Origin of the sequence: Exiguobacterium sp. s101 (assembly GCF_018617835.1) — a bacterium.
Lineage (GTDB): Bacteria > Bacillota > Bacilli > Exiguobacteriales > Exiguobacteriaceae > Exiguobacterium > Exiguobacterium marinum.
On sequence record NZ_JACSKX010000002.1, the window covers coordinates 190,846 to 215,089 of the forward strand.

Here is a 24,244-nt window from a genome sequence, read left to right on the forward strand (position 1 = left end):
CTTTTTCTGTTCAAACAAAAAAAGTTCGGGTACGATGATGAGACGGAGAGTCACTTCAAAAATCCATTCACCTAATAGGAAGAATAACGGAAGGACCTCACAAGAAACTCACAAAGATTGAAGGGAATGTGCACATGACGCGTAATCGAATGACGTTTATCTTCATCCTTGTGATGTTGATTGGCGTCAGTCTCACTTTATTGATTCGACATCAATCGATTAATTCAATCGTCCCAGTTAACTGTTACATCAAATCAAACCACACACTTCCTCTACAATACGTTTGGAAACGCGATTGCACTTTGCTATACATCACCACCCGATGCCGCTCCTCTACTTAGTCACCTGAGCACCTCCATGGCGCAACATTCGACTTAACCTTTACTTTTAATTGCGATTACTAAAACAGGAAAGGACGAATCACTTAGATGCGTACGATTTTAATTGAAGATGAACATCATATTTTAGGGATGATGGAGCGGATTATAAAAGAGGAGCCGTCTCTTGAGTGGATTGGTTCGTTCCAAAGTCCGGTTCAAGCTCTCACTTTTATTCAAAAGCACCCGGTAGACCTTGTCTTTTTAGATATCGAGATGCCTGAAATGACCGGGCTTGAGCTTGCCACCTATTTGCCTGAACGGACGCAGATCGTCTTTACAACGGCCCATCAACAATATGCAGTCGAAGCATTCAATCTTCATGCGACACATTACTTGTTGAAGCCAATCACTGAGCAGATGATTCATAATGTCATTCCACGTATCATCCAGCGCTATGAGACAATTCAACAAAAGAACCTCCATCAATCTTGTCGCATACAATTCTTGGATCGTTTTTCGGTACGAACACAAGATGGAAACCTTGTGAAGTGGCCAACGCAAAAAACGGAGGAGTTATTCGCTTATTTGGTCTATCATCGTAAACAGGTCGTTAATAAATGGGTGCTTGCTGAAACACTTTATCCGGACATCGATGAACCACAACGCGCCTTACACAACGTATACAACACCATTTATCGATTGAAGAAGACGTTAGCTGAACATGAACTCGATATTATTGTCAATACGATAAATAATGGCTATTCCATCGAATTTGGTGATACCTGTGCATGTGATTATTATGATTGGCTTGATGCGACTGAATCTACGATTTCAAAAACGGACTTGAAAAATCGCTTGTTTGTCGACAAAGACTATACGTGGCACTAAGAAAAGGCATCTCGCAAAAAGCAAGATGCCTTTTTGTATTAGCGTCCCGTGAAACCACCATCCACATGAAGATGTTGTCCGTTCACCCATGCCCCGTCTCTCCCCATCAAGAAAGAAACAAAACGAGCTGTATCTTCAGGCGTTCCCACTCGCTTGTACGGAAACAATGGCAGCAGATGTTCGCGAAGTTCGTCGTTAATCCACCCCGTATCTGTCGGACCCGGATCGAGCGCATTCACCGAAATGCCGTACTCTCCTAATCCGTTCGCCAACGCAGGTGTGATGGCAATCAAAGCGCCTTTCGTTGCAATGTAGGCTAGGTTGTTTGCATCCGCCCCTCCCGATACAAAAAACAGGATTCGACCATCTTGATGTCCCGCTTGTTTATAGCGTTCAATAAACGCAAATGTGAGCCCAAGTGCCCCTTCGTTATTCACTATGTAATGCTTTCTCAAGACCGCAGTCTCAAAGTTCTCGACATTGACGTGACGCTCATATGTGGCATTATGAATCAATCTGCTCGGTACACCAAGTTTAGCCTCGATTCGATCGAGTAGACCGAGTTCGTCTCCTGAAGCCAAATCGTAAGCCTCGTGCTCGACACGGGCACCTCTCTCGGTCAATTCTTGAACCAATCGTTCGATAAAACCTCTTTCTTCTCCGATACCTTCTGAAGCATCAAACAAACTCCAGTGTGTTAAGTACAAGTCATGTCCTTCAGAGGCAAGTTTTCGCGCAATCGCAGCTCCGATCCCTTGATTACGGCTGACTCCCGTGATAAGCGTAAGTGGTTTGTTCATGATGTCCCCCGTTTCTATTGGTTTATTCCGTTCAGTTCTCTAGTAAATCGGTGCCATCATGATTTCCCTCTCTTGAATTGTTGATTTCATTATATACAATTTTATCCAGTTATAGGTAGTGAAGAAACATTTCATGAACGAAAAACTCGTCTACCTATACAAAACAAGCGACCGCTCGCGCGGTTACTTCAATCGATCTAAGTTCTCGAGCATGATGCCTGTCCCGTGCGCGACACTGAGTGTCGGCTCCTCGGCCATCATGACTGGAAGCATGACGCGCTCTGCTACGAGTTGGTCAAGGCCGTGAAGGAGTGATCCTCCACCTGTCATGATGATGCCACGGTCAATAATATCAGCTGCGAGTTCTGGTGGTGTCTGTTCTAACACCCGCTTCGTCGCTTCGACGATTTCATTGGCTGATTCAGCCATTGCTTCGCGAAGTTCTTCCGACGTGATGGTCACCGTACGTGGCAATCCACGTACCATGTCACGTCCACGAATATCCATCGTTTCATTGCGCCCACCTGGGAATACGGTTGCAATTTCTTTCTTTATTTGCTCGGCTGTACGCTCCCCGATGATGAGCTTATGCTTTTCTTTGATGGCGCGAAGGATGTCCGTATCGAAACGGTCCCCGGCAATCTTGATTGTTTCACCACAGACGATGTCTCCCATCGAGAGGATGGCGACGTCTGTCGTCCCACCACCGATATCGATGATCATGTGACCGACTGGCTTCCAAATATCCATGCCTGAACCGACGGCTGCCGCTTTCGGTTCTACGGCAAGAAAGACCTCTTTCGCTCCTGCTTTCTCAGCTGCTTCGCGAATCGCTTTTGCTTCGACCGGTGTGACGTTCGCAGGTGTACAAATCAACATACGAATGCCTCCGAAGAAGCCTCGGACTTGAATTTTTTCGATGAAGTGACGGAGCATTTCTTCTGTAGTGGCGAAATCGGCGATGACTCCATCACGGAGAGGACGAATCGCTACGATATCACCAGGTGTACGACCAACCATCTCATACGCTTCTGAACCGACTGCTAGTACTTTCCCTGTAGAACGTTTCATCGCAACGACTGAAGGCTCGTCTAAGACGATTCCTTTCCCTTTGACGTGAATGACAACATTTGCTGTCCCTAAATCAATCCCGATATCTTTTGAAAACATGATGTGTAGGTTCCTCCGTTCGTTTCTTCATTGAAAAGAGCGAGAAGAGTCTCTCCTCGCCCTCTATTTCGTGTTCGTCTCTTAGTTCTGAACCATTTCTTCAGCAGCTTCGACAGTCCCTTCAATACGCTCGATGTCTGCACCGAGTGCTTGAAGTTTCTTGTGGAAGTCGACGTATCCACGATCGATATGATATAAATCACCAACGCGAGTCTCTTTTTCTGCGATAAGACCTGCGAGAATAAGTGATGCTCCAGCACGAAGGTCAGTTGCAACGACCTCTGCTCCTTGAAGGCCTACGCCTCCTTTGACGATTGCTGAACGTCCTTCAATCTTAATATCCGCATTCATGCGACGGAACTCTTCCACGTGCATGAAACGATTCTCGAACACCGTTTCCGTAATGACAGATGTGCCACCTGCTTTCAAGACGAGTGCCATCATTTGCGATTGCATGTCTGTCGGGAATCCAGGGTGTGGCATTGTCTTCACATCAACCGGCTTCAACTCATCCGGTGCTGAGACACGCATGCCTTCAGCAGTATCCTCGAAACGAACACCCATCTCTTCCATTTTTGAAATGAGTGGACGAAGATGTTCACGTTCTGCGCCGATGACTTCGATGTCACTTCCTGTAATCGCGCCGGCGACGAGGAATGTACCTGCTTCGATGCGATCAGGAATGATTGAGTGCTCTGCCCCGCGGAGTGCTTCCACACCTTCGATGCGAATCGTTTCTGTACCTGCACCGCGTACGTGTGCGCCCATTCCGTTCAAAAAGTTCGCAAGGTCTACGATTTCAGGTTCTTTTGCAACGTTTTCGATGATGGTCGTACCCTCTGCGAGCACAGCAGCCATCATGATGTTCTCAGTCGCACCAACAGATGGGAAGTCCAAGTAAATCTTAGCACCCTGAAGGCGACCTTCTACAGAGGCTTCTACGAATCCGTTCCCGATGACCGTCTTCGCACCCATCGCTTCGAATCCTTTTAAATGGAGGTCAATTGGACGTGAGCCGATCGAGCATCCGCCTGGCATCGCTACACGAGCATGACCAAGACGAGCGAGAAGAGGTCCCATGACGAGGATTGAAGCACGCATCTTACGGACGTACTCAAGCGGTGCTTCATCTTTGATGTTGCCCGACGCATCGACAGTTACTTCATTCTTTTCTTCATTGAACGATACCTCTGCACCGAGGTGACGAAGTACTTTATTAATCGTGTACACGTCAGCAAGACGTGGTACATTTTGTAAGATTGACTTTCCTTCGCTAGCTAATAGAGTGGCAACCAATGTTTTAAGTACGGCGTTTTTTGCTCCCTCAACGCGTACAGTACCTGACAGTTTACGTCCTCCACGGACTACAATCAAATCCTTCATATCTCTCTTTGTCCTCCAACTTCGTTGTTTTTTATATAATGCGTCGTGATCCGTTTCCGGATGTGATGATGTCGATTATTAGAATGGTTTGTAAAACGTGATGGTTTTTCATTTCACAAAAAATGAAATAAATAAATGCAAACGAAATGAAAACGCATCATGTCAGACGAATTTATCCTACATGATAATCATATAGGAGTCGTTACAGCAGGATTACAGTTTGTTAAATATTCTGCGACTACTGTATAGGTGCGAGCGCCTGCGCCAATCGGATATACTCCAAAAAGAACTGGGCAATCAGTGAACCGAAGACGACAGCTACGAGAACACGCAAAACTGCTGCTTGCGGACTCTTCACTTGATTGAGCAACTTATCCCATTTGACGGGTAAGAGCGCCCACCAAGCGACGTAAATCGCTATAACGTAAATCGCTAGCGAAAATACGGTATTGATCATCGACGATTCCCCTCTTTTCTAAAATTCGTACCATTTTTAATCATATCATGTCATGTTAGAGAAAAAAAGACTCAGTGTCTCAAGCTTCGAGCGGTTTGAACCATTCGACCAATTCACTTTCTCTACAAGCACACCAAAAAGGACGTCATCAGCAGTAAGGTCTTACTACATTAATTGACGCCCCTCACATATTTCAAACATCATTCATCGGATTCGTCAAGGCTACGTGACCAACGAATTGCTTCGACATAATATTGAGACCAATCTGAATTTGTGTTATGAATAGGAATTGTCAACTTTTCATAAGCGATGACTTCTTCGAGTAACACTCGTAGCCCATTCTGTTCCCCAAGGAGCGCTGCCTTCACAAAAGGCGCTACCGGCAACTCCACAATCAGCGCTTGCATCGACTCATCCAAAATGACATCGAGTGATGAGAAAATCCCGGTAATAAACGCATCAAACGGTGATACATCATCTAACGTGTCCTCTGCAATCAATTCCATCATCTTGCCACGAATAACGCTCTGTTTAATTAATTCTTTTGACTCAGACGTTTGCATCTCCCGAAGTAACATCAAATACGACCACCGCTTCAACTCATCCAATCCGATTCGCGCGACGGCTTGTTCGATCGATTGAATCGTGCGACGACCTTTTTGATACACCGTATTGACCGTACGGAGCATCTTATAGGATAAGTCGACACTTCGCTCGATTTGCGCTGAAATGCGCTGGAAACTCGGTTCCGGACGATCGAGCTCTTTTAACATTTCAGTGAGCGTATGATGTAACGGATGAACTTCAGCCCCGTGAACAACAATCGGACGACTGAAGAAGTAGCCTTGAAACATTTTATAACCTAATCGTTTCGCAATCTCGTACTCTGCCGGTGTTTCGATTTTTTCCGCTAAAAATTCAACCCGATGTCCAAGTGCATCAATCAATTTTTGTTGTTGATCCACTGGTGTCGCCTGATAATCGATTTTGATGATGTCGGCCAATCCGATCAATGGCCGATACTTCTCCTCAAACACGAAATCATCAAGTGCAATCGTATACCCTTGACGTCTCAATGAACGAAGAGCATGTAAAACTTTTTCAGTCGGTTCGACATGTTCGAGCACTTCAATGACGAGCGATTGACGAGGTAGCAGTGACGGCACTTCTCCTTCAATCAGCGTCTGAGGAAAGTTGATAAATGCACGTGTCCCCTCCGTCAACTCCCGAAAATTAAAGACGAGGTATGCGTTATGGATGACATCGGCCGTCGCTAACGAATCATCGACATTTTCAAAGATATTATCTTCGCTGCGGCGATATAACAATTCATAGCCGCAAACACGTAATTGTTGATCAAAAATCGGTTGTCGCGCAACGTAAACTTTCATCTTTTAATCTCCTTTGCAATCATTCCCACTCTTATTATCGGTCTTCTCCTATATATTTTATACTAGTCATGTCATTTAGAAGCACGACAAAAGACCCATCTTTTACTCGAACCAAAAAAACTCCCACACTTTCGTGTGAGAGTCATGATTATTCATTGATATCGCGAATGCTCAAGCGGTTGATCGCTTTTTTAAGCGCAAGCTCCGCACGACGGAATTCGAGTTCTGAGAGCTTTGAGTCTTGAAGACGACGTTCGGCCCGAACTTTCGCCGCAGAAGCGCGGTCATAGTCAATCTTATCCGCCATTTCGGCTGTTTCAGCTAAGATCGTCACCGTATCGGGACGAACTTCCATGAAACCACCGCTGATTGCGATCAGCGTGCGTCCACCATCTTCGTGGCGCAGTTTGAGGACTGAGACGTCGAGTGGTGTCACCATCGGGATGTGCTTCGGTAAAATACCAAGCTCACCAGTGACCGATTTGGCGATGACCATTCGTGCGTCCCCTTCAAAGGCTGCACCATCTGGGGTGACGACGTTGACGTGAACAGTATTCATCGTCTAGTTTCCCCCTTCCGCGTAGGTCTTAGACCAACGTCTTCGCTTTTTCGATGACGTCTTCGATTGGACCGACGAGACGGAATGCATCTTCAGGGAGATCATCGTGTTTACCTTCGAGGATCTCTTTGAAGCCACGAACTGTCTCTTTGACTGGTACGTACGAACCTTTTTGGCCTGTAAACTGCTCAGCCACGTGGAAGTTTTGTGATAAGAAGAACTGAATACGACGTGCACGGTGAACCGTGAGTTTGTCGTCTTCAGACAACTCGTCCATCCCAAGGATTGCGATGATGTCTTGAAGTTCTTTATAGCGTTGAAGCGTCTGCTGCACGTCACGTGCTACCGCATAATGCTCTTTTCCGACGATGTCAGGTGAAAGGGCACGTGATGTTGAAGCGAGTGGGTCAACGGCTGGGTAAATTCCCATCTCTGAAAGACGACGCTCAAGGTTCGTTGTTGCATCAAGGTGAGCGAACGTTGTCGCTGGAGCCGGGTCTGTATAGTCATCGGCCGGTACATATACCGCTTGAATCGATGTAACTGATCCTTTGGCAGTCGATGTAATCCGTTCTTGAAGCATACCCATTTCAGTAGCAAGTGTCGGCTGGTAACCTACCGCCGATGGCATACGTCCGAGAAGGGCCGAAACTTCCGAACCTGCTTGTGTGAAACGGAAAATGTTATCGACGAAGAGAAGAACGTCTTGTCCCTGCTCGTCACGGAAGTATTCCGCCATTGTCAAACCAGTTAAGGCAACACGAAGACGTGCGCCTGGTGGTTCGTTCATCTGCCCGAATACCATCGCTGTTTGCTTGATAACTCCTGAGTCCGTCATCTCGTGGAACAAGTCATTTCCTTCACGTGTACGCTCACCGACTCCTGCGAATACAGAAATCCCGCTGTGCTCTTGCGCAATGTTGTTGATGAGTTCCTGGATGAGAACGGTCTTCCCTACACCGGCACCACCGAAGAGTCCGATTTTACCACCTTTGATATAAGGTGCGAGAAGGTCGACGACTTTGATCCCTGTTTCAAGGATTTCAACTTTCGTTGACAATTCGTCGAATGTTGGCGCTTGACGGTGAATCGGTGCACGAAGCACGTCAGCTGCCACTTCTTTATCATCGATTGGGTTACCAAGAACGTTGAAGACACGTCCAAGTGTCATTTCTCCAACCGGTACCGAAATCGGTGAGCCTAAGTCAAGTACTTCCATACCGCGGCGAACGCCGTCAGTTGAGTCCATCGCAATCGTACGGACCGTGTCGTCACCAAGGTGAACAGCTACTTCGAGCGTCAAGTCGACACTAACATCTTCTGCCGTCGCTGCCACGTGAGTGACTTTGAGAGCATTGTAGATGTTCGGTAAGTGGTTGTCGAACTTCACGTCGATAACTGGGCCCATGACTGCGACTACGCGGCCTTTCATGCCGTATTCGTTCATCGTGTTAGCCTCCTACAATCTAGAGGGCGCGCGCTTATTCCAGCGCCGCCGCACCTCCGACAATCTCTGTGATTTCTTGTGTGATCGCTGCTTGACGCGCGCGGTTGAATTTGAGTTTGAGTCCGCGAATGAGCTCATCCGCATTATCCGTCGCATTCGCCATCGCCGTCATCCGGGCTGCGTGCTCTGATACTTTCGCATCGAGCAATGCGCCGTAGATGAGTCCTTCCGCATAACGTGGGAGGAGCGCCGCTAAGATCGTTTCTTCTTCTGGTTCGTATTCATACATCACATTGGATGCGGACTGTTCGATATCCCCGAGCGGGAGCAATTGTTGAATCTTCACTTCTTGGCTGATGACCGAGATGAATGAGTTGAAGCAGAGCTTCAATTCATCAATCTCGCTCTCGCTGAAGGCACCAACCGTCTGTTTGACGATTTCTGTGACTTCAACAAAAGTTGGTTGGTCGTTTAGCCCTGTCATCGCGCTATACACCGGAATGTTGCGTGACTTGAAGAACTGGACACCGACTTTTCCGATTACATAAAGACGATACTCATCTGTTGATGCGTGCTTGTCTTTCAGTTCACGGTACACGTCACGCAAGACACTGGCGTTATATCCGCCTGCGAGTCCACGGTCTGACGTGATGACGATATAACCAGTCCGTTTGACGGGACGTACTTGAAGCATCGGGTGTGTCGCGCCTGATGTACCACCGGCGATCGACGAGATGACTTCTTCCAACTTTTCCATGTACGGTTTGAAGTTGGCGTTGTTCCCTTGGGCCCGGTTCAACTTCGACGCCGACACCATGTTCATCGCTTTCGTGATTTGCTTCGTGCTTTGGGTCGAGGTGATCCGCATCTGGATCTCACGTAATGATGCCATTTCGATTCACCACCTTAATAGACGCTCGTCACCGGATTAAACCGATGGCGAGAACGTCTTTTTGAATTCCGTAATTGCATCGACCATTGCCTCGTCTGAAGGAAGGTTTCCTGTCTGACGGATTTCACGGCAGAGGTCTTTACGGTTTTGGTCGAGCCATGCGTTCATTTCTGTTTCAAAACGACGAATGTCTTCGACTGGGATGTCATCGAGATGACCTTTCGTGAGTGCGTAGATGATGATAACTTGCTTGTCTACAGAAAGCGGTTCGTTCAAGTCTTGTTTCAAGACTTCAACCGTACGCTGACCACGGTTCAACTTCGCTTGCGTCGCTTTATCGAGATCTGACCCGAACTGTGCGAACGCTTCAAGCTCACGGTATGATGCGAGGTCAAGACGAAGTGTACCAGCAACTTTCTTCATCGCCTTCACCTGAGCCGAACCACCAACACGTGATACTGAAAGACCGGCGTTAATCGCTGGACGTACCCCAGAGAAGAAGAGGTCCGACTGAAGGAAAATCTGACCATCCGTGATCGAAATAACGTTTGTCGGAATATATGCTGAGATATCCGATGCTTGTGTCTCGATGAACGGAAGTGCTGTCAATGAACCACCGCCGAGTTCGTCGTTCAACTTCGCCGCACGCTCAAGAAGGCGTGAGTGGAGGTAGAAGACATCCCCTGGGTAGGCTTCGCGGCCTGGAGGACGGCGGAGAAGTAGCGAGAGCTCACGGTAAGCTGCCGCTTGTTTCGAGAGATCATCATATACGACGAGGACGTGTTGTCCACGGTCCATGAAGTACTCACCCATCGATACCCCTGCGAATGGTGCGAGGTAAAGAAGTGGTGCCGGCTGTGATGCCGATGCCGAAACAACGATTGTATAGTCGAGCGCGCCGTTTTGACGAAGCGTCTCTACTACGCCACGTACAGTCGATTCTTTCTGACCGATAGCAACGTAAATACAAATCATATTTTCTTCTTTTTGGTTGATGATTGTATCGATCGCAACCGATGTTTTACCTGTTTGACGGTCACCGATGATGAGCTCACGCTGACCACGACCGATTGGAACGAGGGCGTCAATCGCCTTAATTCCTGTTTGAAGTGGTTCGTGAACTGATTTACGTGCCATAACGCCATAAGCTTTACGCTCAATCGGGTTATAGTTGTCGGTCACGATTGGTCCTTGACCATCGATTGGTTGTCCGAGCGGGTTCACGACACGTCCGAGGAGTGCTTCACCAACTGGAACTTCCATGATGCGACCTGTACGTTTGACAGAGTCGCCTTCTTTGATGCCTTTGTAATCGCCAAGGATGATAATCCCGACGTTACCTTCTTCTAAATTTTGCGCCAAGCCCATTACGCCGTTAGAGAACTCTACGAGTTCCCCCGCCATAACGTTATCGAGTCCATGTGCACGAGCGATACCGTCACCTACTTGAATGACTGTACCTGTCTCACTGACTTCGATTTCAGAACCGTACGAAGCGATTCGTTCTTTTAGCAGGGCGCTGATTTCTTCAGCTTTGATTGTCATTGAATTCACCCCTATTTCTTACGCATTCAACAATTCACGCTCAAGGCGTGTAAGTTTCGTTTCGATCGTATCATCGTACGTCGTGTATCCGACCTGGACACGGAGTCCACCGATGACTTCTTCATCGACGACGTTCTTCAATTGGAGCGTCTTCCCAAGCTTCTCTCCAAAGACGAGTTCAACGTCTTTCAAGTCTGTTGCCGACAACGGGAAGGCGCTTGTGACAATACCCTCTGCAATCCCACGGTAGTCGTTGATGAAATCGCGGACGTAACGTGGCAATGCGCGAACCTCTGACGCACGGTCGTTCTCGACCATGACGAGAAGTGTGTTCACGACAATCGCCGTCATATCACCAAAGCTGTCTTTTAAAAGTTGTGCAAGCTCGCTGTCACTGACTGCCGGATTTGTTAAGAGATCCATGAGTTCAGGAGTCGCGTGGAGCACTTCATCGAGCAGACGCACTTCCGCTTCGACTTGGTCGAGCGTGCCTTGTTCCCGCGCTAAGTCGAAGAGCGCTTTGGCATAGCGTTTTGCTAATGATGCGTTCATCAGTTCGCACCTTTCGCTTTAGACAGGAAGTCTGTGACGAGGGCACGTTGTTTCGCTTCATCGCCTTTAAGGTCTGATTGAAGGACGTGGCGTGCTGCCGAGAGCGCCTGTGTGACGACTTCGGTTTGAAGGGATTGTTTCGCAAGCTCACGCTCGCGCTCAATCGCTTTCTCTGCCTCGATTTTAATTTGTTCGGATTCCAAACGCGCCTGCTCCACCAAGCGTGCTTGTTCCGCTTCTGCTTGTCGACGGCTTGCATCGAGCATTTCTTTCGACTCTGTACGTGCCGCACTAAGTGCATCACGTTGTTCGACGACATAGTTTTCCGCATCTTTGCGGCTCTTTTCAGCGAGTTCAATTTCGTTCGCTACATACTCTTCACGCTGTCTCATCATTCCAAGGAGTGGTCCCCAAGCAAATTTCTTCAACAGGGCCAAGAGTACGAGGAATGTGAAAATTGTAAAGATCATATCCAGAATGCGGAGGCCTTCGCCGCCAGCACCAGCTGCAATCATCATCGTATCCATGCATACCCTCCTCTTGACTAAATAAGTGAGGGAGACGTGCTCCCTCTTATGCTATTCTCGTTAACTCGAAATCAAGAGTTGAGGAGAAGGAAACCGACAGCCACACCGATGATCGGGAGGGCCTCAACCAAACCGATACCGATGAACATCGTTTGACGAAGTTCGTTTTTGAGTTCTGGTTGACGTGCTTGTCCTTGTACTGTTCCGTATACGATCAAACCGTTACCGATACCAGCTGCGAGTGCTCCAAGTCCGATAACAAGTGCTGTTGCGAGAAGATTGAGTTGTTCCATTGTGTATATTCCTCCTAAAAGTTAAGTAAATAATTTGATTGTAACGCTTTGGCGAGATGTCCGAATTAATGTTCGGCCGAAGCTTTGTGCCCGATGTACACCATTGCAAGCGTCAGGAAAATGTAGGATTGGATAACCCCGATAAAGATTGAAAAACCTTGCCATAGAATCATTGGGAAGACCGCAAAGATTGCGCCGAGTGGGTTAAGTGCTCCTTCGGCTGTAATCGCGAGTCCCAAGATGATGGTAATCATGATTTCACCGGCAAAGATGTTACCGTATAGACGCAAACCGAGCGTCAACGTGTTTGCAAACTCCTCAATCAATTTGATCGGAAGCAAGAACCAAACTGGTTTCACGAACTCCGCCGAATAGTGTTTCAATCCGTGTAGCTTCACCCCATAATAGTGCGACATTGCAACGACGAGTGTCGACAACGCCAAGGTTACGTAAGGATCGGCCGTCGGTGAGTTGAACCACAGATAGTGTCCGGAAATGACGTTAAACGGTAGACCCATCAAGTTTGAGAAGAGAATGAACAAAATCAACGTCATCCCAAATCCGATAAAGCGGCCACCTGTCTTCCAGTCCATCGCACTTGCGATGATTCCACGTACGAACTCTGCGAAGAATTCCATGAAGTTTTGTTTGCCAGTCGGCTTCATAGCCAAACGTCTTGTCCCCCAGATGGCGAATGCGAAGACGAGTAAAGCTGCTATTAGCACTGTAATGACGTTCGTCCAGCTCCCGTATAACGTATAGTCCCCAAAGTGCAGAGAATATGTGGGAAACTCATGACCCATTAATATTCACCTCTTTTCCTGCTGAGCTGGGCAAGTGTAAACTCGCCAAATTGTATGATGTGGCCGGCGATTAGACCAGTTACCACCGCTATGACGGACACCCGATCCTCGTAGAGAAGACCGACTATCACTGCTAACGCACCGACCGCCATTCTTGAAACGGTCCCATGCGACTTTGGTCGTCGTCCATGCTCGATGACGTCATACATGCGAATGACGCTTCGATTCTGCATATGTAGAATAATGAGACTTCCGACCCCGCCGATGAACAACCCGAGAAATACGGATTTATACATCGGGATGATGAGGGCGCCAATCAACAAAATTGCAAACCAGACGGTAAACCATTTCGTATAACGCTTCATCAATTCTTTCTGCGCTTTTCTGTCTGCTTGAATCGTATTCATTCGTCCTCTCCTGTCAATAAACTCCGAAGGGTGAGAACTAGCGCCGTAATCCCGAACACGAGTCCGAGGATAATCGACACATTCCAACCAAACGTGCCCCAAAATTCACGTCTTTCGCCGTACTGTCCGACGAGATAACCAATGACGATCGGTCCGGCAAGTGCTGTCGAGATTTGTGAAGCGAGCGAGGCGTAGGATAGATAACGATTGTCTTTTTTCGCCATCAGAATCCTCCTTTCGAGCATTACGTGATCCTCTGTTCTTCACTAATTCACACTCGCGTGACCATCAAAAGTCACACAAGTTCAGAGTAATAGAAATGGCATAAGAAGTCAATGGATTTCACAATTATAAAAGCGCTTTAAATCAAGTCATATCAATAGTTTTACGCACTTCATAAACTTAATGACTACTGCTCTTTTTTAAGAAAGTGTGAAGAAACGTTGAAATAAAAATGTTGACTTTATAACATTTCACAAAAGGAATCAGATGAAGAATAGTTCAGTTATACCCCCACGTTTTGGAAAATTCAATCCGTAAGCGTTTACGTTCACAAAGAGTTACGAAACGACTGGCATTTTTATTTTGAAATCGTTTTCAACGTCCTGTATCAGTATACCGAGGAAGTTTTTCCCGTGTCGAGCGATTTTACCCATTTTTTTGTGAGGAATCTCATTGTTCTCAGCATGGACATGTTTCCCGCGTTTCCAGAACCAAACTAGTGTTATACTTTTAAATATGAAGGAACAGCATGTTACTATCTCATATGATGATTCTCACCATATTATTTTGTGTCTATTTCGTGACAACGACAGATGATAAGTAACCCTTTATAGCACTCATGAAAAAAGCGAAAATCGCACAGGCGACTCTCGCTTCATTTTTATTTTGTACCAAACAAACGGTCACCCGCATCTCCAAGTCCAGGAACGATATAACCGTGATCATTTAACTTTTCATCGAGTGCCGCGAGATAAATCTCCACATCCGGATGTTCTGCTTGTACACGTTCTACGCCTTCTGGTGCAGCACAAAGACAAGCCAACTTGATGGACTTCGCTCCGTGCTTTTTAAGTGAAGCGATAGCATCGGCAGCCGAACCGCCTGTTGCGAGCATCGGATCGACGACGATGAAGTCGCGTTCCGTCACGTCTGTCGGAAGTTTCAAGTAGTATTCATGTGGCTCAAGTGTTTCTGGATCGCGATAGAGACCGATGTGACCGACTTTTACGTTCGGCATCATTTTGAGGAACCCATCCACCATACCAAGCCCTGCACGTAAAATTGGGACAATTCCCAATTTCTTGCCGGCAATCATTTTTTGAGTCGAAACAGAGACCGGTGTCTCGATTTCTACGTCTGTCAGGGGTAGGCTACGCGTGATTTCGTATGCCATAAGTGAAGAAACTTCGTCAACGAGTTCACGGAACTGCTTCGTCCCCGTCTCGACTTTACGCATAATCGTCATTTTGTGCTGAATCAAAGGATGGTCATAAACATGTACTTTTCCCATCTTGCTTCACTCCTCTCTCATTCTCTCTCGAGCATTGTACCCTAACTCTCTAGAGATGGGTAGAGTCAACTTCTATTTTGTCAAAGGTCAGACACCCTCACGGTTGATTGACTTTGAAATAGTCATTCGAAGGTAATTCATATGACCTGGACGTTTTTTCGTCGACCAAGTAAAGTTCCGTCTCCGTTTTCCACACGTCAAATGACTGTTCCGTCAATTCTTCATACAGGTGTAACTGTCCGGTCTGAACGGCTGTAGTCGGCATCTCTCGCATCTTTACGTGAAACAGCTCGTCAAACAATTCTTGGGTCTTCGGTCCGTCTAACCAAATGGCATTTTCGTCCGATTCGAAAACGGCCAACCTTTTCTCTCCGTCGGCCGGGCGTGACGACATTTTATTTGTCACCGGGCGACGGACATGACCCCAGATCTCAAGGACAGTGCCGTATGTTTTCGACAGTGCCAATGAAGTCTGTTTCGCCAGATCTCCCTCAATTGGTTGATCTGATAAAATAATTCGCTTCATCAGTTCACGATGATCCCCTTCGAGAGAAAGCCCCTCTTCTTTTGTATCAATTTTCATATAAGGAGCCTCATACATACTCGGAAGAACGAGTTGTCTTGGCGATGACTCTTCTCCAAATCGAAGTGCGACACGATTATCGGCTCGCCTTGTCAAAAAGACATACCCTTCATTTTCTCCACTTTTAAATGGGAAGAGTTTCGGCTCGATAATCGGGTCGAGTGTGCGTCCATTCCTGACGGTCTCGAACGTCACATAAATCGCTCCCGTATCTGGTGTCGTGTAGTGAAAAGCCGAATTCGAAATAACCTCTTCATGACTGTCATTCAGGTTGAATAAATTAACGATTTGTTTGATGTCGTCGACGCGTTCGAATTCAACCGTCGAAACCACGTCTGACTCTCGAAAGTAGTCTTCGTCGAGCGCTTCAAATTCCTGAATCGGTTTTACGGAAAAAGCTCGCTCCATCAGTTGATCGCTGTTCGAACAAGTGATATATCGCTTATTCCCTGTCGCAAAGTACTTTACGGTTTTAGATCCGAGTACTTCATATAAAGGGTGATGGAATGTTACTTCTGCCACCTTAGCTCTTCGCTTCGGTAAGACATCGGTCGGTTGACGCTCGCAATATGTAAGAATTTGTTTTTTTGTTTGTTCTGATAATGACATCTCAGGTTCTTGCTCAACTCGATAGGAAGACAGAGGACGTAGTTCAATCGCATTCAACGTCTCGGCACCACATCCACTCAACAAGATACAACTGAGAAAGATTCCCCAACACACTCGCATTGATGTCCCCTCCCATTCCCAATTAGGTGAAAAAACCTAAATTTTTCTTGTACATCATAACATATAACCTATTTTTGTGATAATTTCAGAATTATTACGTTTCTGATGATGCCCCTAAAGCAATTCCATCCTTTTTCTGACTTAACATCTAGCAACCAAAAAAGAACTAATCAATCAAGAGATTAGTTCTTTTCAGTCATTCCATCAGTCGTATTCTCGCTCATCTTCAGATGAATCATCTTGCTCATACTGGCCGTCCTCTGATTCACGATCTACTTCAATGACTGCTTCCTCTCGATTCAATTCAAGTTTGACGAAGTCTCCGACTCGCGGTGTGTCGTCATCAATTTCAGCACGTGCAGCTAGTGGATACGCTTTATCGGTTCCATCGATATTAATCGTAACTTCTTGACTCGTGAGTTTGACGAGTGTGCCGTAAACGTACCCATCATCGTCGCCACTCTCACGGTCCACTTCTTTCACTTCATCATTTCGATTCAATTCGAGCTTGACCCGGTCCCCAACTCGCGGCGTGTCATCGTCGATTTCATGTGTGGTTGCTAAACGGTATGTGGATTCTTTTCCATTGAAGCTAATGGTGACATCCTCTTTCGACAACTTCACGAGTGTACCGTACAGTGCATAGTCGTCCCCATCCTCCACTTGTGATGATGAATCATCTGATGCGTTACTCGAGTCATCCGGTGTAGCGGAATCACTTGAGTTGTCCGCTGATGGATTGCCGCTCGTTTGGTTGATTGCTTGTGGCTCGATGACCGTGTCCGCCTGATTACCACTAACATAAAATCCAATCCCTACAATTGCCATGACGCCAAGTAAAGCTCCGATGATCCAGCCGATGCGTTTCATGTTATTTCCTCCTCGTTGTGTTCCGTTCTTCTTATTTTCATCATAAGCTTTGTGCGTGAGAGAGCATTTAAGGCTTCATTAAAATTTGATGAGAAAATAAGGAACATTCATCATCGAGTCAGGAAAAATACACTACCATCGGGATCATTCGATATACTTCCAATCGTCCATTCATTCAAGTCCGCCACTTCTTTCGCAATCGCAAGACCGAGACCGCTTCCACTTCGATCTCGTGCTTCATCCAATCGATAAAATCGGTCGAACAGACGATTTCTTATTTCATCTGAAAGGATTGGTCCTCGATCACGTACTTCAATCCGATCACTCTTCAAATGAAGAGTCGTCTCCTCTGCATACTTCAAACTATTATCAATCAAAATGACAAGAATCCGTTGTAACGACTCACGATGACCAAACCAACTGCCCGTCGCTTCGATGGGGAGGTGGACGCCGTGCGACCGTAAAAAACGTTCCGTTAACGATTCCCCGAGTTCAGCTAAATCGATTTCTTCTCGGTCGACCTGATCGAGTGCCGTGAATCGATTCAATTCGAGCATGGGTTCAATCAAGTCATTTCGCATTTGTCGCGACTCCGTCAAAATATGATCAATCGCTTCGTTGCGCACACCCTCATCTTCTTGTCCCCATCGTTGTAATAACTTCGCATAGCCTTCGATGACGGTCAACGGTGTCTTAAGTTCATGTGAAACATCGGCGACGAAACGGCGTTGTTGCTCCATCGTTCCTTCGACCCGCTCGATCATATGATTGAATCCGTGCGAGAGTGTCGTCACTTCATCCTTTCTGTCATCCACTTCGATCGTCTCTAACTTCCCGGATTTGGTGATGCGTTCCATCGTGTCTGTCAATCGTCGTAACGGTGACAAGCCTTGACGTAAAATCCACCACGTTCCAAAGAATGTCGATATAACTGCAAGGAAAAACATGACAAGAAATATGGTTGCGAGTGCTTGAATCGTGTTGCTCACGGCCCGATCTTGAAAGCCGAACGCTAAGCCGTCGGTCGTTGCGACCACAAACCAGTCATCAATAAGTGCCGGCTCGCCATAATTGATGGGGAATGTCGTCCCATTCGGTACCTCTCCACCGATGATTCCCCACTCTCCGCTTTCTTGGCGTTCCAATACGACACTATCCTTATGGAGCGATAATACGGCATCACTATTCCGGACATCTTCTTCTAAAATATTCAGTGCTTGCAGTAACACGTCAAAGCGCGAATCCACAATCTCTTGACGGGCAACGAACCATGTCACACCAAACGAGATGAAAAGGAGAATCAACATGAATCCTGTCATCGCCCATGCGATTTTTGTTCGTAACATCGGTCACTCACCACGCTTCAACATATAGCCGACACCGCGGACCGTTTGAATCCAGGAACCTGTCAATTTTTTTCGAACATAGCGGACATATACATCCACGACGTTCGTATCACCGAAATAATCAAATCCCCATACTTGTTCGACGAGTTGATCACGTGTCAGCACACGCTCAGGATGTTCTAAAAAGAAAACCAATAGATCAAATTCGCGACGTGTCAAATCGACTTTATTTCCTTCACAATATACTTCATGCCGATTCACATCGATCGTTAATGTCTCATATGTTAACACTAATTCAGAATGGTCTTGATGAACGAGCTGACGCATGCGCAAAAAAGCTCGAATCCGGGCAAGCACTTCTTCTATTTCAAACGGTTTCGTGATGTAGTCGTCTGCACCGAGGTCGAGACCGCTCACTTTATCGTAGCGATCTCCTCGAGCTGTCACCATCAGAACCGGCAGCAGAGGTCGCTCTTCTTTCAGACGACGAACCACCTCAAGTCCACTCATCTGAGGCAACATAATATCGAGTAAGACGAGGTCGATGTCATCGGCAAGTGCCCTCTCCAAACCACCACGACCGTCCGTGGCCACGACGACGGCATATCCCGCATGCTTCAACTCCAACTCTAACAATCGTGCAATCTTCAAATCATCTTCTACGACGAGAATCGTCTGCATCCCGCTCACTCCTTTGAAAAAAACGCCGAGCAACTCGCTCGACGTATTATTATTCATTTCCCGAAATCAATCAGCAAAAAACAGACGAACTCCTTCTGGAATCGCTTGCTCGACCCGTCTTTCTAACTCATCTTCCCATTCATCCCACGTCGTATCGACTTGATCGATCTGCTGTTCGACTTCCATCGCCGCCAGGGATAGTTGAGTCAAGCTAGATTGGCCGGGGGGAGTGAAGAATAAGAATCCGGCAAGTCCGATTCCTATAAGTCCGATTGCGAAAAGCGTTGTTCCAATAGTTTTCATTACACGTTTCATACACGCATCCCTCCTACTCAAATCATACGACAAGAAAACGAGAAATCGTGGTGGCCTTCATTAGAATTCTATGAGAAAAGGCGCCGCTCACGCAGCACCTTACTCTTCGAGCACAGACTTCGCAATCGGTGCCCAATATGTCCCTTCCATTTCTGAAACGGTCGTCAACGTATCGCGATAAGCGGGATCATTTGCCTTTTTCTCGGCAATCCCTTTCATCCATAAAACATCCGCTTTATAACCGGATTCCGGATAAGAATCGACATAATTTGCATAATCATTAATTTCTGCTTGTCCTAACTTATTGTCGACGAGAAGTCGATAAAATCCGACTGCTTGTTCTTGACCAGCTTTCGCTTTACCACCCAATAGTCGATCAGCTTTTTCGTACTGCTTGTCTTGAACGAGCGCTTCAACTTCGGTCAGCGGGACAATATTCGTTGAAACGGCCGGTGCTTCTTCTGTTGACTCAGTCGGTTTCTGATCGTCCGAATCTTGAAGTTTCTCATTCTCTTCTTCGAGTCGCGCGACTTCCGCTTCTAACTCCTCAAGGCGTTCCGCGAGCGCCTCCTCCTCGGTCACCGTCTCCATGACGACTTGGTCCGATTCGTCCGGTGTAACGACTGGAGGTTCAGCATTTGGCCAAAACGCGAGCACGCCCGCCGCGAGAACGACGACTAGTGGAAGCCCCAGCCATTTCTTATCAAACTTGAACACTTGTCGCCATTCGGCTAAATCCGAATGTTGGATGACAGCCGACGAGAACGAACGAAAGCGGCGCTTGGCCGCTTTTTTCCCGTTCGCCTTCACTTCTAGCGCAAGACCTAGTCGATGGAAAGCAGCAGGCACTTTCATCCCGAGGAGCGGCACGATTCGTTCGCTCGCTTCTTCATAATAGTCATGGTCGAGGAGCGTCGTGATGACCTCAAACTCACTGGCGACAAGACGGAAAGAAGGGTCGTATTCCCCTTTACGAGCCAACCATTCCGTCATATCGAACAATGGAAGTTCGGATAGCTCTCGTTCTGCTAGTGTCCGGATATCCATTGACTCAGCCTCGTTCAGGATAGAGTGGGAACTTCGCAGTTAACGTTCGCACGTCTTGAAGTGCTTCTGCGAGTACCGACTCGTCTTCATGATGTTTGAGCACACGACCAATTAAGCGTGCCACTTCTTTCATATCCTCTTGTTTGAAACCGCGTGTCGTCATCGCCGCCGTTCCAAGACGAACACCGCTTGTGACGAATGGTGATGCCGGGTCGAACGGAATCGTGTTTTTATTAACCGTGATCCCCGCTGCATCAAGTGCGTGCTCCGCTGCTTTTCCCGTGATGTCGATGCCGCGAAGGTCGACGAGTAAGAGATGGTTGTCCGTTCCGCCCGATACGATTCGGAGTCCCTCTTCTTCAAGACCTGCCGCAAGGGCTTGCGCATTGGCGATGACTTGACGCTGGTAATCCTTGAATTCCGGTTGGAGTGCTTCACCGAATGCGACCGCTTTCGCTGCGATGACGTGCATGAGGGGTCCGCCTTGAATACCTGGGAAGATTGACTTGTCGATTGCTTTGGCGGACTCTTCTTTACAAAGAATCATCCCGCCCCGTGGTCCACGAAGCGTCTTGTGTGTCGTCGTCGTGACGAAATGCGCATGCTCGACTGGGTTCGGGTGCAGACCCGCCGCCACGAGCCCGGCGATGTGGGCCATATCGACCATGAGGTACGCATCCACACTATTCGCGATCTCGCGGAACTTCGCAAAATCGATTGTGCGTGGATAAGCCGAAGCCCCTGCCACAATCAATTTTGGCTTGTGTTCTTTCGCGAGCGCCGCGACAACGTCATAGTCAATGTGTTCTGTCTCTTTGTCTACACCGTATTCGACGAAGTTGTATTGGATACCCGAGAAGTTGACCGGGCTACCGTGCGTCAAATGACCGCCATGAGAAAGGTTCATCCCGAGCACCGTGTCTCCTGCTTCAAGCACCGTAAAATAAACCGCCATATTCGCTTGCGCACCAGAGTGTGGTTGTACGTTCGCATGTTCTGCACCGAACAATGCTTTCGCACGGTCGCGCGCCAAGTTTTCCGCAACGTCGACAAATTCACAGCCGCCATAGTAACGGCGTCCCGGATATCCTTCGGCATATTTGTTCGTCAATACGCCTCCTTGCGCTTCCATGACCGCTTCTGAAACAAAGTTTTCTGAGGCGATGAGTTCGATGTTGTCGCGTTGACGACCGAGCTCGTGTTGCATTGCCTCAAACAATTCCGCATCCTGCACTTTTAACTTCGTCGTGTTTACCATGTGAAGACCCCCTCTAAATGTCTAAAAATCAATATCCCCATCGTACCATATGCTTGTTTTTTTGGGTATCGCTATAATCTGACGGAAAGTTGGGTATCATTAGAAAGAATGCAACTGTGAGGAGGTCACTTATGATTGAGACAAAAGAAATGACGATTACACCGTTCGAACGTAAACGAACAGTCCGAATTTACACGCCTGCTGACTATGAGACATCGGAAAAACAGTATCCGGTCCTCTACATGCATGACGGACAGAACTGCTTTAATGACGAGGACGCGAGCTACAAGATGAGCTGGCGCGTAAGTGAATATCTGAACGACTCGAAGCGCGACTTAATTGTCGTTGCGATTGATAGTGCGCCAGGCGAACAACGACTTGATGAGTATGGACCATGGGAAAATCCCTTCATCGGGGAAAGTTTGCTCGGACGAGACATCGTACTCGGAGGGCAAGGTTCAGCCTATATCGAATACATCGCTCAGGAATTGAAACCTCAAATCGATGCCGACTATCGGACCATCCCGGAAGAAACGGCGATGATGGGCAGTTCGATGGGTGGGCTTATCTCCGTGTACGCAGCGTGTGTATATCCAGACATCTTCAAGCGGGTCGCTTCCCTGTCGTCCGCGTTTTGGTTCAACCAAACGGAGCTGGAACAATTGATTGAAGCGAGCGACGTGAAGGGCGTCGAGCGTCTTTACTTAGACGTCGGCGCCAAAGAAGTTGAGGAACCGATGGAGAACGGTCCGACGAACGAGATGTATCGCGAATCGAGCGAACGCGTGTATAACTTGTTAAAGGACAAGGTCGAACACATCCGTTTCGAAGTGATTGAAGAAGGCGTCCATAACGAACTTGCCTGGCGCGAGCGCTTCCCGATGGTCGTGTCGTATTTATTCGGTGAAGAATTATAATCACAAAAAAGCATCGCATCCGGTCGAAAAAATCGAATGCGATGCTTTTCATTTGTTTGGATATTGAGCCCGTGGCCCACCAATCAGTTTCGGTCTCGTAATCGCGAACGTGACGTACGCCTCCCCGAGATGCTTCGATGATAGTCGGACCGGAATGGCGACCGGCTTCAAATGCATCCCAATCAATGTCGAGCCGATATCAATTCCAGCATCTGCTTGAATCGATTCGACGACACACGGCTCATCGAAGATTGCATAAGCTTTCTCTGACATCGCTCCGCCGGCCGCGCGGACCGGGACGACTGTCACTTCAGTGAGGCCGAACTGTTTAAGTGTCCGGCGCTCAACGGTGAGGGCACGATTGATGTGCTCGCACCCTTGAAACGCCAGATGGACACCCGTCTTTTCTCTAAATTCAAGGAAGGCTTCCATCAACTCACTTGCGACGTCGATGGACCCCGCCTTGCCGATCTTTTTGCCAAGGACTTCACTTGTGGAGCATCCGATGACGAGAATACGCTCATCATGTAACGGAAACCGTCCGTTTAGCTCCGTTAATAATCCGAGAAGTTCCGTCTTCATCAGGCTCACTTCGATTCGTAAGCGCTCATCTTGCCGACACGATTTGAATGGCGACCACCTTCAAAGTTCGTATCGAGCCACGTCGTCACCAAGTCGAGTGCAAGACCAGGTCCGATGACACGCTCGCCCATCGTCATGATGTTCGAGTCGTTATGCTGACGTGTCGCTTTCGCGCTGAATGAATCATGGACGAGTGCCGCACGAATCCCTTTGACTTTGTTCGCCGCAATCCCGATTCCGATTCCCGTACCACAAATCAAAATTCCACGATCGAACTCACCAGCCGCGACAGCTTCAGCGACCGGGATGGCTACGTCTGGGTAGTCAATCGATTCAGCTGAGTGGGTCCCGAAATCTTTATACTCATGTCCAAGCTCTTCAAGCAAGGCTACAATTTCTTTTTTTAAGTTGAATCCGCCGTGATCGGCGCCAATTGCAATTTTCATTCGTTCATTCCCCCGTCTTCTTTGGTAGGCGTCTCGGTGGTTTCGTCACCTTTGACCCATCATTCGTTAATTTTAACACAAGTCGATTCACGAGTGGCTCAAGTTCATTTCGCACTTGGCGATAGACATTCATCGAGCCGCCGAACGGGTCGTTGATGTCTCGTTCAAGTCCTGTTACGAATTCATAGAGAGTGTACGTCCGCTCCCCTAAATCCGGGTATGTATCCCGGATTTGTTCACGGTGTGCACGCGTCATCGTCAAGATGATGTCCGCCCAGTTTCCTAACACCTCATCAAACGTTTGCGTGACATGATCGAGTTCAATCCCACGTTCTCTGAGAACTTGCAGTGCATTTTCAGAAGCATCGAATCCTTGCATCGTCCGTAGACCGGCAGAACGAATATCAAATTCATCTCCTGTCATTTTCGAACGGAGCAAGGCCATCGCCATCGGGCTTCGGCACGTGTTGCCACTACATATGAATAATACGCGTTTCATTGACATCGCGTGTCCTCCTCTATG

Annotated in this window: 28 protein-coding genes; 2 read left to right on the forward strand and 26 right to left on the reverse strand. The window is 47.6% G+C overall.

Annotated features, from left to right (window positions below; genetic code table 11):
* The first annotated feature begins 428 nt into the window (after nucleotides 1–428).
* Nucleotides 429–1,208: a response regulator gene (locus tag KNO76_RS03120; protein WP_214882458.1), complete on the forward strand. Its 780-nt coding sequence runs from the start codon at nucleotides 429–431 to the stop codon at nucleotides 1,206–1,208.
* Nucleotides 1,209–1,246: 38 nt separating this feature from the next.
* Here KNO76_RS03120 and KNO76_RS03125 read toward each other — a convergent pair whose 3' ends face one another.
* The 23 genes from KNO76_RS03125 to glyA all read right to left on the reverse strand — a co-directional run bounded on the left by KNO76_RS03125 (nucleotide 1,247) and on the right by glyA (nucleotide 21,776).
* Nucleotides 1,247–2,008, reverse strand: coding sequence for an SDR family oxidoreductase (locus tag KNO76_RS03125; protein WP_214882460.1), 762 nt, complete (start codon nucleotides 2,006–2,008; stop codon nucleotides 1,247–1,249).
* Nucleotides 2,009–2,191: 183 nt separating this feature from the next.
* On the reverse strand, nucleotides 2,192–3,178 hold the full coding sequence (gene mreB / locus KNO76_RS03130; protein ID WP_026825099.1) for a rod shape-determining protein: 987 nt from the start codon (nucleotides 3,176–3,178) through the stop codon (nucleotides 2,192–2,194).
* 81 nt (nucleotides 3,179–3,259) lie between these two features.
* Nucleotides 3,260–4,561: a UDP-N-acetylglucosamine 1-carboxyvinyltransferase gene (gene murA, locus KNO76_RS03135; RefSeq protein WP_214798364.1), complete on the reverse strand. Its 1,302-nt coding sequence runs from the start codon at nucleotides 4,559–4,561 to the stop codon at nucleotides 3,260–3,262.
* Nucleotides 4,562–4,799: 238 nt separating this feature from the next.
* Nucleotides 4,800–5,018, reverse strand: a complete 219-nt coding sequence (locus tag KNO76_RS03140) for a DUF1146 family protein (protein WP_084483563.1) — start codon at nucleotides 5,016–5,018, stop codon at nucleotides 4,800–4,802.
* 200 nt (nucleotides 5,019–5,218) lie between these two features.
* Complete coding sequence (locus KNO76_RS03145; protein WP_214882463.1) at nucleotides 5,219–6,409, reverse strand: EAL and HDOD domain-containing protein; 1,191 nt, start codon at nucleotides 6,407–6,409, stop codon at nucleotides 5,219–5,221.
* Nucleotides 6,410–6,557: 148 nt separating this feature from the next.
* Nucleotides 6,558–6,968, reverse strand: coding sequence for a F0F1 ATP synthase subunit epsilon (locus tag KNO76_RS03150; RefSeq protein WP_026825095.1), 411 nt, complete (start codon nucleotides 6,966–6,968; stop codon nucleotides 6,558–6,560).
* Nucleotides 6,969–6,996: 28 nt separating this feature from the next.
* Complete coding sequence (gene atpD, locus KNO76_RS03155; RefSeq protein WP_371742778.1) at nucleotides 6,997–8,400, reverse strand: F0F1 ATP synthase subunit beta; 1,404 nt, start codon at nucleotides 8,398–8,400, stop codon at nucleotides 6,997–6,999.
* Nucleotides 8,401–8,449: 49 nt separating this feature from the next.
* Nucleotides 8,450–9,307: an ATP synthase F1 subunit gamma gene (atpG, locus tag KNO76_RS03160; protein WP_214882466.1), complete on the reverse strand. Its 858-nt coding sequence runs from the start codon at nucleotides 9,305–9,307 to the stop codon at nucleotides 8,450–8,452.
* A gap of 36 nt (nucleotides 9,308–9,343) precedes the next feature.
* Nucleotides 9,344–10,852, reverse strand: coding sequence for a F0F1 ATP synthase subunit alpha (gene atpA, locus KNO76_RS03165; RefSeq protein WP_026825092.1), 1,509 nt, complete (start codon nucleotides 10,850–10,852; stop codon nucleotides 9,344–9,346).
* Between the two features lie 18 nt (nucleotides 10,853–10,870).
* Complete coding sequence (locus tag KNO76_RS03170; RefSeq protein WP_214882469.1) at nucleotides 10,871–11,404, reverse strand: F0F1 ATP synthase subunit delta; 534 nt, start codon at nucleotides 11,402–11,404, stop codon at nucleotides 10,871–10,873.
* A complete protein-coding gene (atpF, locus tag KNO76_RS03175) occupies nucleotides 11,404–11,931 on the reverse strand; it encodes a F0F1 ATP synthase subunit B (protein WP_026825090.1) in 528 nt (175 codons plus the stop codon). Before atpF ends, KNO76_RS03170 begins: the two co-directional genes overlap by 1 nt.
* 71 nt (nucleotides 11,932–12,002) lie before the next feature.
* Nucleotides 12,003–12,224 (reverse strand): F0F1 ATP synthase subunit C, encoded by a 222-nt coding sequence (atpE, locus tag KNO76_RS03180; protein ID WP_012727360.1) that lies wholly within the window; start codon nucleotides 12,222–12,224, stop codon nucleotides 12,003–12,005.
* A 65-nt stretch (nucleotides 12,225–12,289) separates the two neighbouring features.
* A complete protein-coding gene (gene atpB, locus KNO76_RS03185) occupies nucleotides 12,290–13,027 on the reverse strand; it encodes a F0F1 ATP synthase subunit A (RefSeq protein ID WP_026825089.1) in 738 nt (245 codons plus the stop codon).
* On the reverse strand, nucleotides 13,027–13,434 hold the full coding sequence (locus tag KNO76_RS03190) for an ATP synthase subunit I (RefSeq protein ID WP_214882482.1): 408 nt from the start codon (nucleotides 13,432–13,434) through the stop codon (nucleotides 13,027–13,029). The genes atpB and KNO76_RS03190 overlap by 1 nt, the downstream gene beginning before the upstream one ends.
* A complete protein-coding gene (locus tag KNO76_RS03195) occupies nucleotides 13,431–13,658 on the reverse strand; it encodes a hypothetical protein (protein WP_026825087.1) in 228 nt (75 codons plus the stop codon). Before KNO76_RS03195 ends, KNO76_RS03190 begins: the two co-directional genes overlap by 4 nt.
* Before the next feature lie 659 nt (nucleotides 13,659–14,317).
* Nucleotides 14,318–14,947, reverse strand: coding sequence for a uracil phosphoribosyltransferase (upp, locus tag KNO76_RS03200; protein WP_026825086.1), 630 nt, complete (start codon nucleotides 14,945–14,947; stop codon nucleotides 14,318–14,320).
* A 97-nt stretch (nucleotides 14,948–15,044) separates the two neighbouring features.
* Nucleotides 15,045–16,259, reverse strand: coding sequence for a hypothetical protein (locus KNO76_RS03205; protein WP_214882485.1), 1,215 nt, complete (start codon nucleotides 16,257–16,259; stop codon nucleotides 15,045–15,047).
* Nucleotides 16,260–16,463: 204 nt separating this feature from the next.
* Entirely contained in the window at nucleotides 16,464–17,129 is a 666-nt protein-coding gene (locus KNO76_RS03210) for a hypothetical protein (RefSeq protein WP_214882488.1), read from the reverse strand.
* 110 nt (nucleotides 17,130–17,239) lie between these two features.
* The gene (locus KNO76_RS03215; protein WP_214703167.1) at nucleotides 17,240–18,475 is read right to left on the reverse strand and encodes a sensor histidine kinase; all 1,236 of its coding nucleotides are present in this window, start codon (nucleotides 18,473–18,475) and stop codon (nucleotides 17,240–17,242) included.
* A 3-nt stretch (nucleotides 18,476–18,478) separates the two neighbouring features.
* Entirely contained in the window at nucleotides 18,479–19,156 is a 678-nt protein-coding gene (locus KNO76_RS03220; RefSeq protein WP_026825082.1) for a response regulator transcription factor, read from the reverse strand.
* Nucleotides 19,157–19,222: 66 nt separating this feature from the next.
* Nucleotides 19,223–19,471: a hypothetical protein gene (locus KNO76_RS03225; protein ID WP_214703166.1), complete on the reverse strand. Its 249-nt coding sequence runs from the start codon at nucleotides 19,469–19,471 to the stop codon at nucleotides 19,223–19,225.
* A gap of 99 nt (nucleotides 19,472–19,570) precedes the next feature.
* A complete protein-coding gene (locus KNO76_RS03230) occupies nucleotides 19,571–20,518 on the reverse strand; it encodes a hypothetical protein (RefSeq protein ID WP_214882491.1) in 948 nt (315 codons plus the stop codon).
* 4 nt (nucleotides 20,519–20,522) lie between these two features.
* Nucleotides 20,523–21,776: a serine hydroxymethyltransferase gene (gene glyA, locus KNO76_RS03235; protein ID WP_214882494.1), complete on the reverse strand. Its 1,254-nt coding sequence runs from the start codon at nucleotides 21,774–21,776 to the stop codon at nucleotides 20,523–20,525.
* Nucleotides 21,777–21,907: 131 nt separating this feature from the next.
* On the opposite strand from glyA, the gene KNO76_RS03240 reads away from it, so the two are divergent.
* Nucleotides 21,908–22,693 carry an alpha/beta hydrolase gene (locus KNO76_RS03240; protein WP_026825078.1) on the forward strand — a complete coding sequence of 262 codons (786 nt, stop codon included), beginning with the start codon at nucleotides 21,908–21,910 and terminating at the stop codon, nucleotides 22,691–22,693.
* 48 nt (nucleotides 22,694–22,741) lie between these two features.
* Here KNO76_RS03240 and KNO76_RS03245 read toward each other — a convergent pair whose 3' ends face one another.
* From KNO76_RS03245 to KNO76_RS03255, 3 genes are read right to left on the reverse strand one after another with little or no spacing between them, the layout of a single operon-like run.
* Nucleotides 22,742–23,275: a TIGR01440 family protein gene (locus KNO76_RS03245; RefSeq protein WP_214703163.1), complete on the reverse strand. Its 534-nt coding sequence runs from the start codon at nucleotides 23,273–23,275 to the stop codon at nucleotides 22,742–22,744.
* Nucleotides 23,276–23,280: 5 nt separating this feature from the next.
* Complete coding sequence (gene rpiB, locus KNO76_RS03250) at nucleotides 23,281–23,721, reverse strand: ribose 5-phosphate isomerase B (protein WP_026825076.1); 441 nt, start codon at nucleotides 23,719–23,721, stop codon at nucleotides 23,281–23,283.
* A gap of 4 nt (nucleotides 23,722–23,725) precedes the next feature.
* Nucleotides 23,726–24,226: a low molecular weight protein arginine phosphatase gene (locus KNO76_RS03255; RefSeq protein WP_034770840.1), complete on the reverse strand. Its 501-nt coding sequence runs from the start codon at nucleotides 24,224–24,226 to the stop codon at nucleotides 23,726–23,728.
* Nucleotides 24,227–24,244 lie beyond the last annotated feature (18 nt).

What these genes read in the sequence shown, in the direction of transcription:
- KNO76_RS03210 (WP_214882488.1), bottom strand. Translation starts at nt 17,129, where the DNA reads ATGAAACGCATCGGCTGGATCATCGGAGCTTTACTTGGCGTCATGGCA.
- upp (WP_026825086.1), bottom strand. Translation starts at nt 14,947, where the DNA reads ATGGGAAAAGTACATGTTTATGACCATCCTTTGATTCAGCACAAAATG.
- atpF (WP_026825090.1), bottom strand. Translation starts at nt 11,931, where the DNA reads ATGGATACGATGATGATTGCAGCTGGTGCTGGCGGCGAAGGCCTCCGC.
- KNO76_RS03220 (WP_026825082.1), bottom strand. Translation starts at nt 19,156, where the DNA reads ATGCAGACGATTCTCGTCGTAGAAGATGATTTGAAGATTGCACGATTG.
- KNO76_RS03225 (WP_214703166.1), bottom strand. Translation starts at nt 19,471, where the DNA reads ATGAAACGTGTAATGAAAACTATTGGAACAACGCTTTTCGCAATCGGA.
- rpiB (WP_026825076.1), bottom strand. Translation starts at nt 23,721, where the DNA reads ATGAAAATTGCAATTGGCGCCGATCACGGCGGATTCAACTTAAAAAAA.
- KNO76_RS03170 (WP_214882469.1), bottom strand. Translation starts at nt 11,404, where the DNA reads ATGAACGCATCATTAGCAAAACGCTATGCCAAAGCGCTCTTCGACTTA.
- murA (WP_214798364.1), bottom strand. Translation starts at nt 4,561, where the DNA reads ATGAAGGATTTGATTGTAGTCCGTGGAGGACGTAAACTGTCAGGTACT.
- KNO76_RS03245 (WP_214703163.1), bottom strand. Translation starts at nt 23,275, where the DNA reads ATGAAGACGGAACTTCTCGGATTATTAACGGAGCTAAACGGACGGTTT.
- atpG (WP_214882466.1), bottom strand. Translation starts at nt 9,307, where the DNA reads ATGGCATCATTACGTGAGATCCAGATGCGGATCACCTCGACCCAAAGC.
- KNO76_RS03145 (WP_214882463.1), bottom strand. Translation starts at nt 6,409, where the DNA reads ATGAAAGTTTACGTTGCGCGACAACCGATTTTTGATCAACAATTACGT.
- KNO76_RS03205 (WP_214882485.1), bottom strand. Translation starts at nt 16,259, where the DNA reads ATGCGAGTGTGTTGGGGAATCTTTCTCAGTTGTATCTTGTTGAGTGGA.
- KNO76_RS03150 (WP_026825095.1), bottom strand. Translation starts at nt 6,968, where the DNA reads ATGAATACTGTTCACGTCAACGTCGTCACCCCAGATGGTGCAGCCTTT.
- atpA (WP_026825092.1), bottom strand. Translation starts at nt 10,852, where the DNA reads ATGACAATCAAAGCTGAAGAAATCAGCGCCCTGCTAAAAGAACGAATC.
- KNO76_RS03215 (WP_214703167.1), bottom strand. Translation starts at nt 18,475, where the DNA reads ATGTTACGAACAAAAATCGCATGGGCGATGACAGGATTCATGTTGATT.
- KNO76_RS03230 (WP_214882491.1), bottom strand. Translation starts at nt 20,518, where the DNA reads ATGGATATCCGGACACTAGCAGAACGAGAGCTATCCGAACTTCCATTG.
- atpB (WP_026825089.1), bottom strand. Translation starts at nt 13,027, where the DNA reads ATGGGTCATGAGTTTCCCACATATTCTCTGCACTTTGGGGACTATACG.
- KNO76_RS03240 (WP_026825078.1), top strand. Translation starts at nt 21,908, where the DNA reads ATGATTGAGACAAAAGAAATGACGATTACACCGTTCGAACGTAAACGA.
- glyA (WP_214882494.1), bottom strand. Translation starts at nt 21,776, where the DNA reads ATGGTAAACACGACGAAGTTAAAAGTGCAGGATGCGGAATTGTTTGAG.
- mreB (WP_026825099.1), bottom strand. Translation starts at nt 3,178, where the DNA reads ATGTTTTCAAAAGATATCGGGATTGATTTAGGGACAGCAAATGTTGTC.
- KNO76_RS03120 (WP_214882458.1), top strand. Translation starts at nt 429, where the DNA reads ATGCGTACGATTTTAATTGAAGATGAACATCATATTTTAGGGATGATG.
- KNO76_RS03190 (WP_214882482.1), bottom strand. Translation starts at nt 13,434, where the DNA reads ATGAATACGATTCAAGCAGACAGAAAAGCGCAGAAAGAATTGATGAAG.
- KNO76_RS03140 (WP_084483563.1), bottom strand. Translation starts at nt 5,018, where the DNA reads ATGATCAATACCGTATTTTCGCTAGCGATTTACGTTATAGCGATTTAC.
- KNO76_RS03195 (WP_026825087.1), bottom strand. Translation starts at nt 13,658, where the DNA reads ATGGCGAAAAAAGACAATCGTTATCTATCCTACGCCTCGCTCGCTTCA.
- KNO76_RS03125 (WP_214882460.1), bottom strand. Translation starts at nt 2,008, where the DNA reads ATGAACAAACCACTTACGCTTATCACGGGAGTCAGCCGTAATCAAGGG.
- atpE (WP_012727360.1), bottom strand. Translation starts at nt 12,224, where the DNA reads ATGGAACAACTCAATCTTCTCGCAACAGCACTTGTTATCGGACTTGGA.
- atpD (WP_371742778.1), bottom strand. Translation starts at nt 8,400, where the DNA reads ATGAAAGGCCGCGTAGTCGCAGTCATGGGCCCAGTTATCGACGTGAAG.
- KNO76_RS03255 (WP_034770840.1), bottom strand. Translation starts at nt 24,226, where the DNA reads ATGTCAATGAAACGCGTATTATTCATATGTAGTGGCAACACGTGCCGA.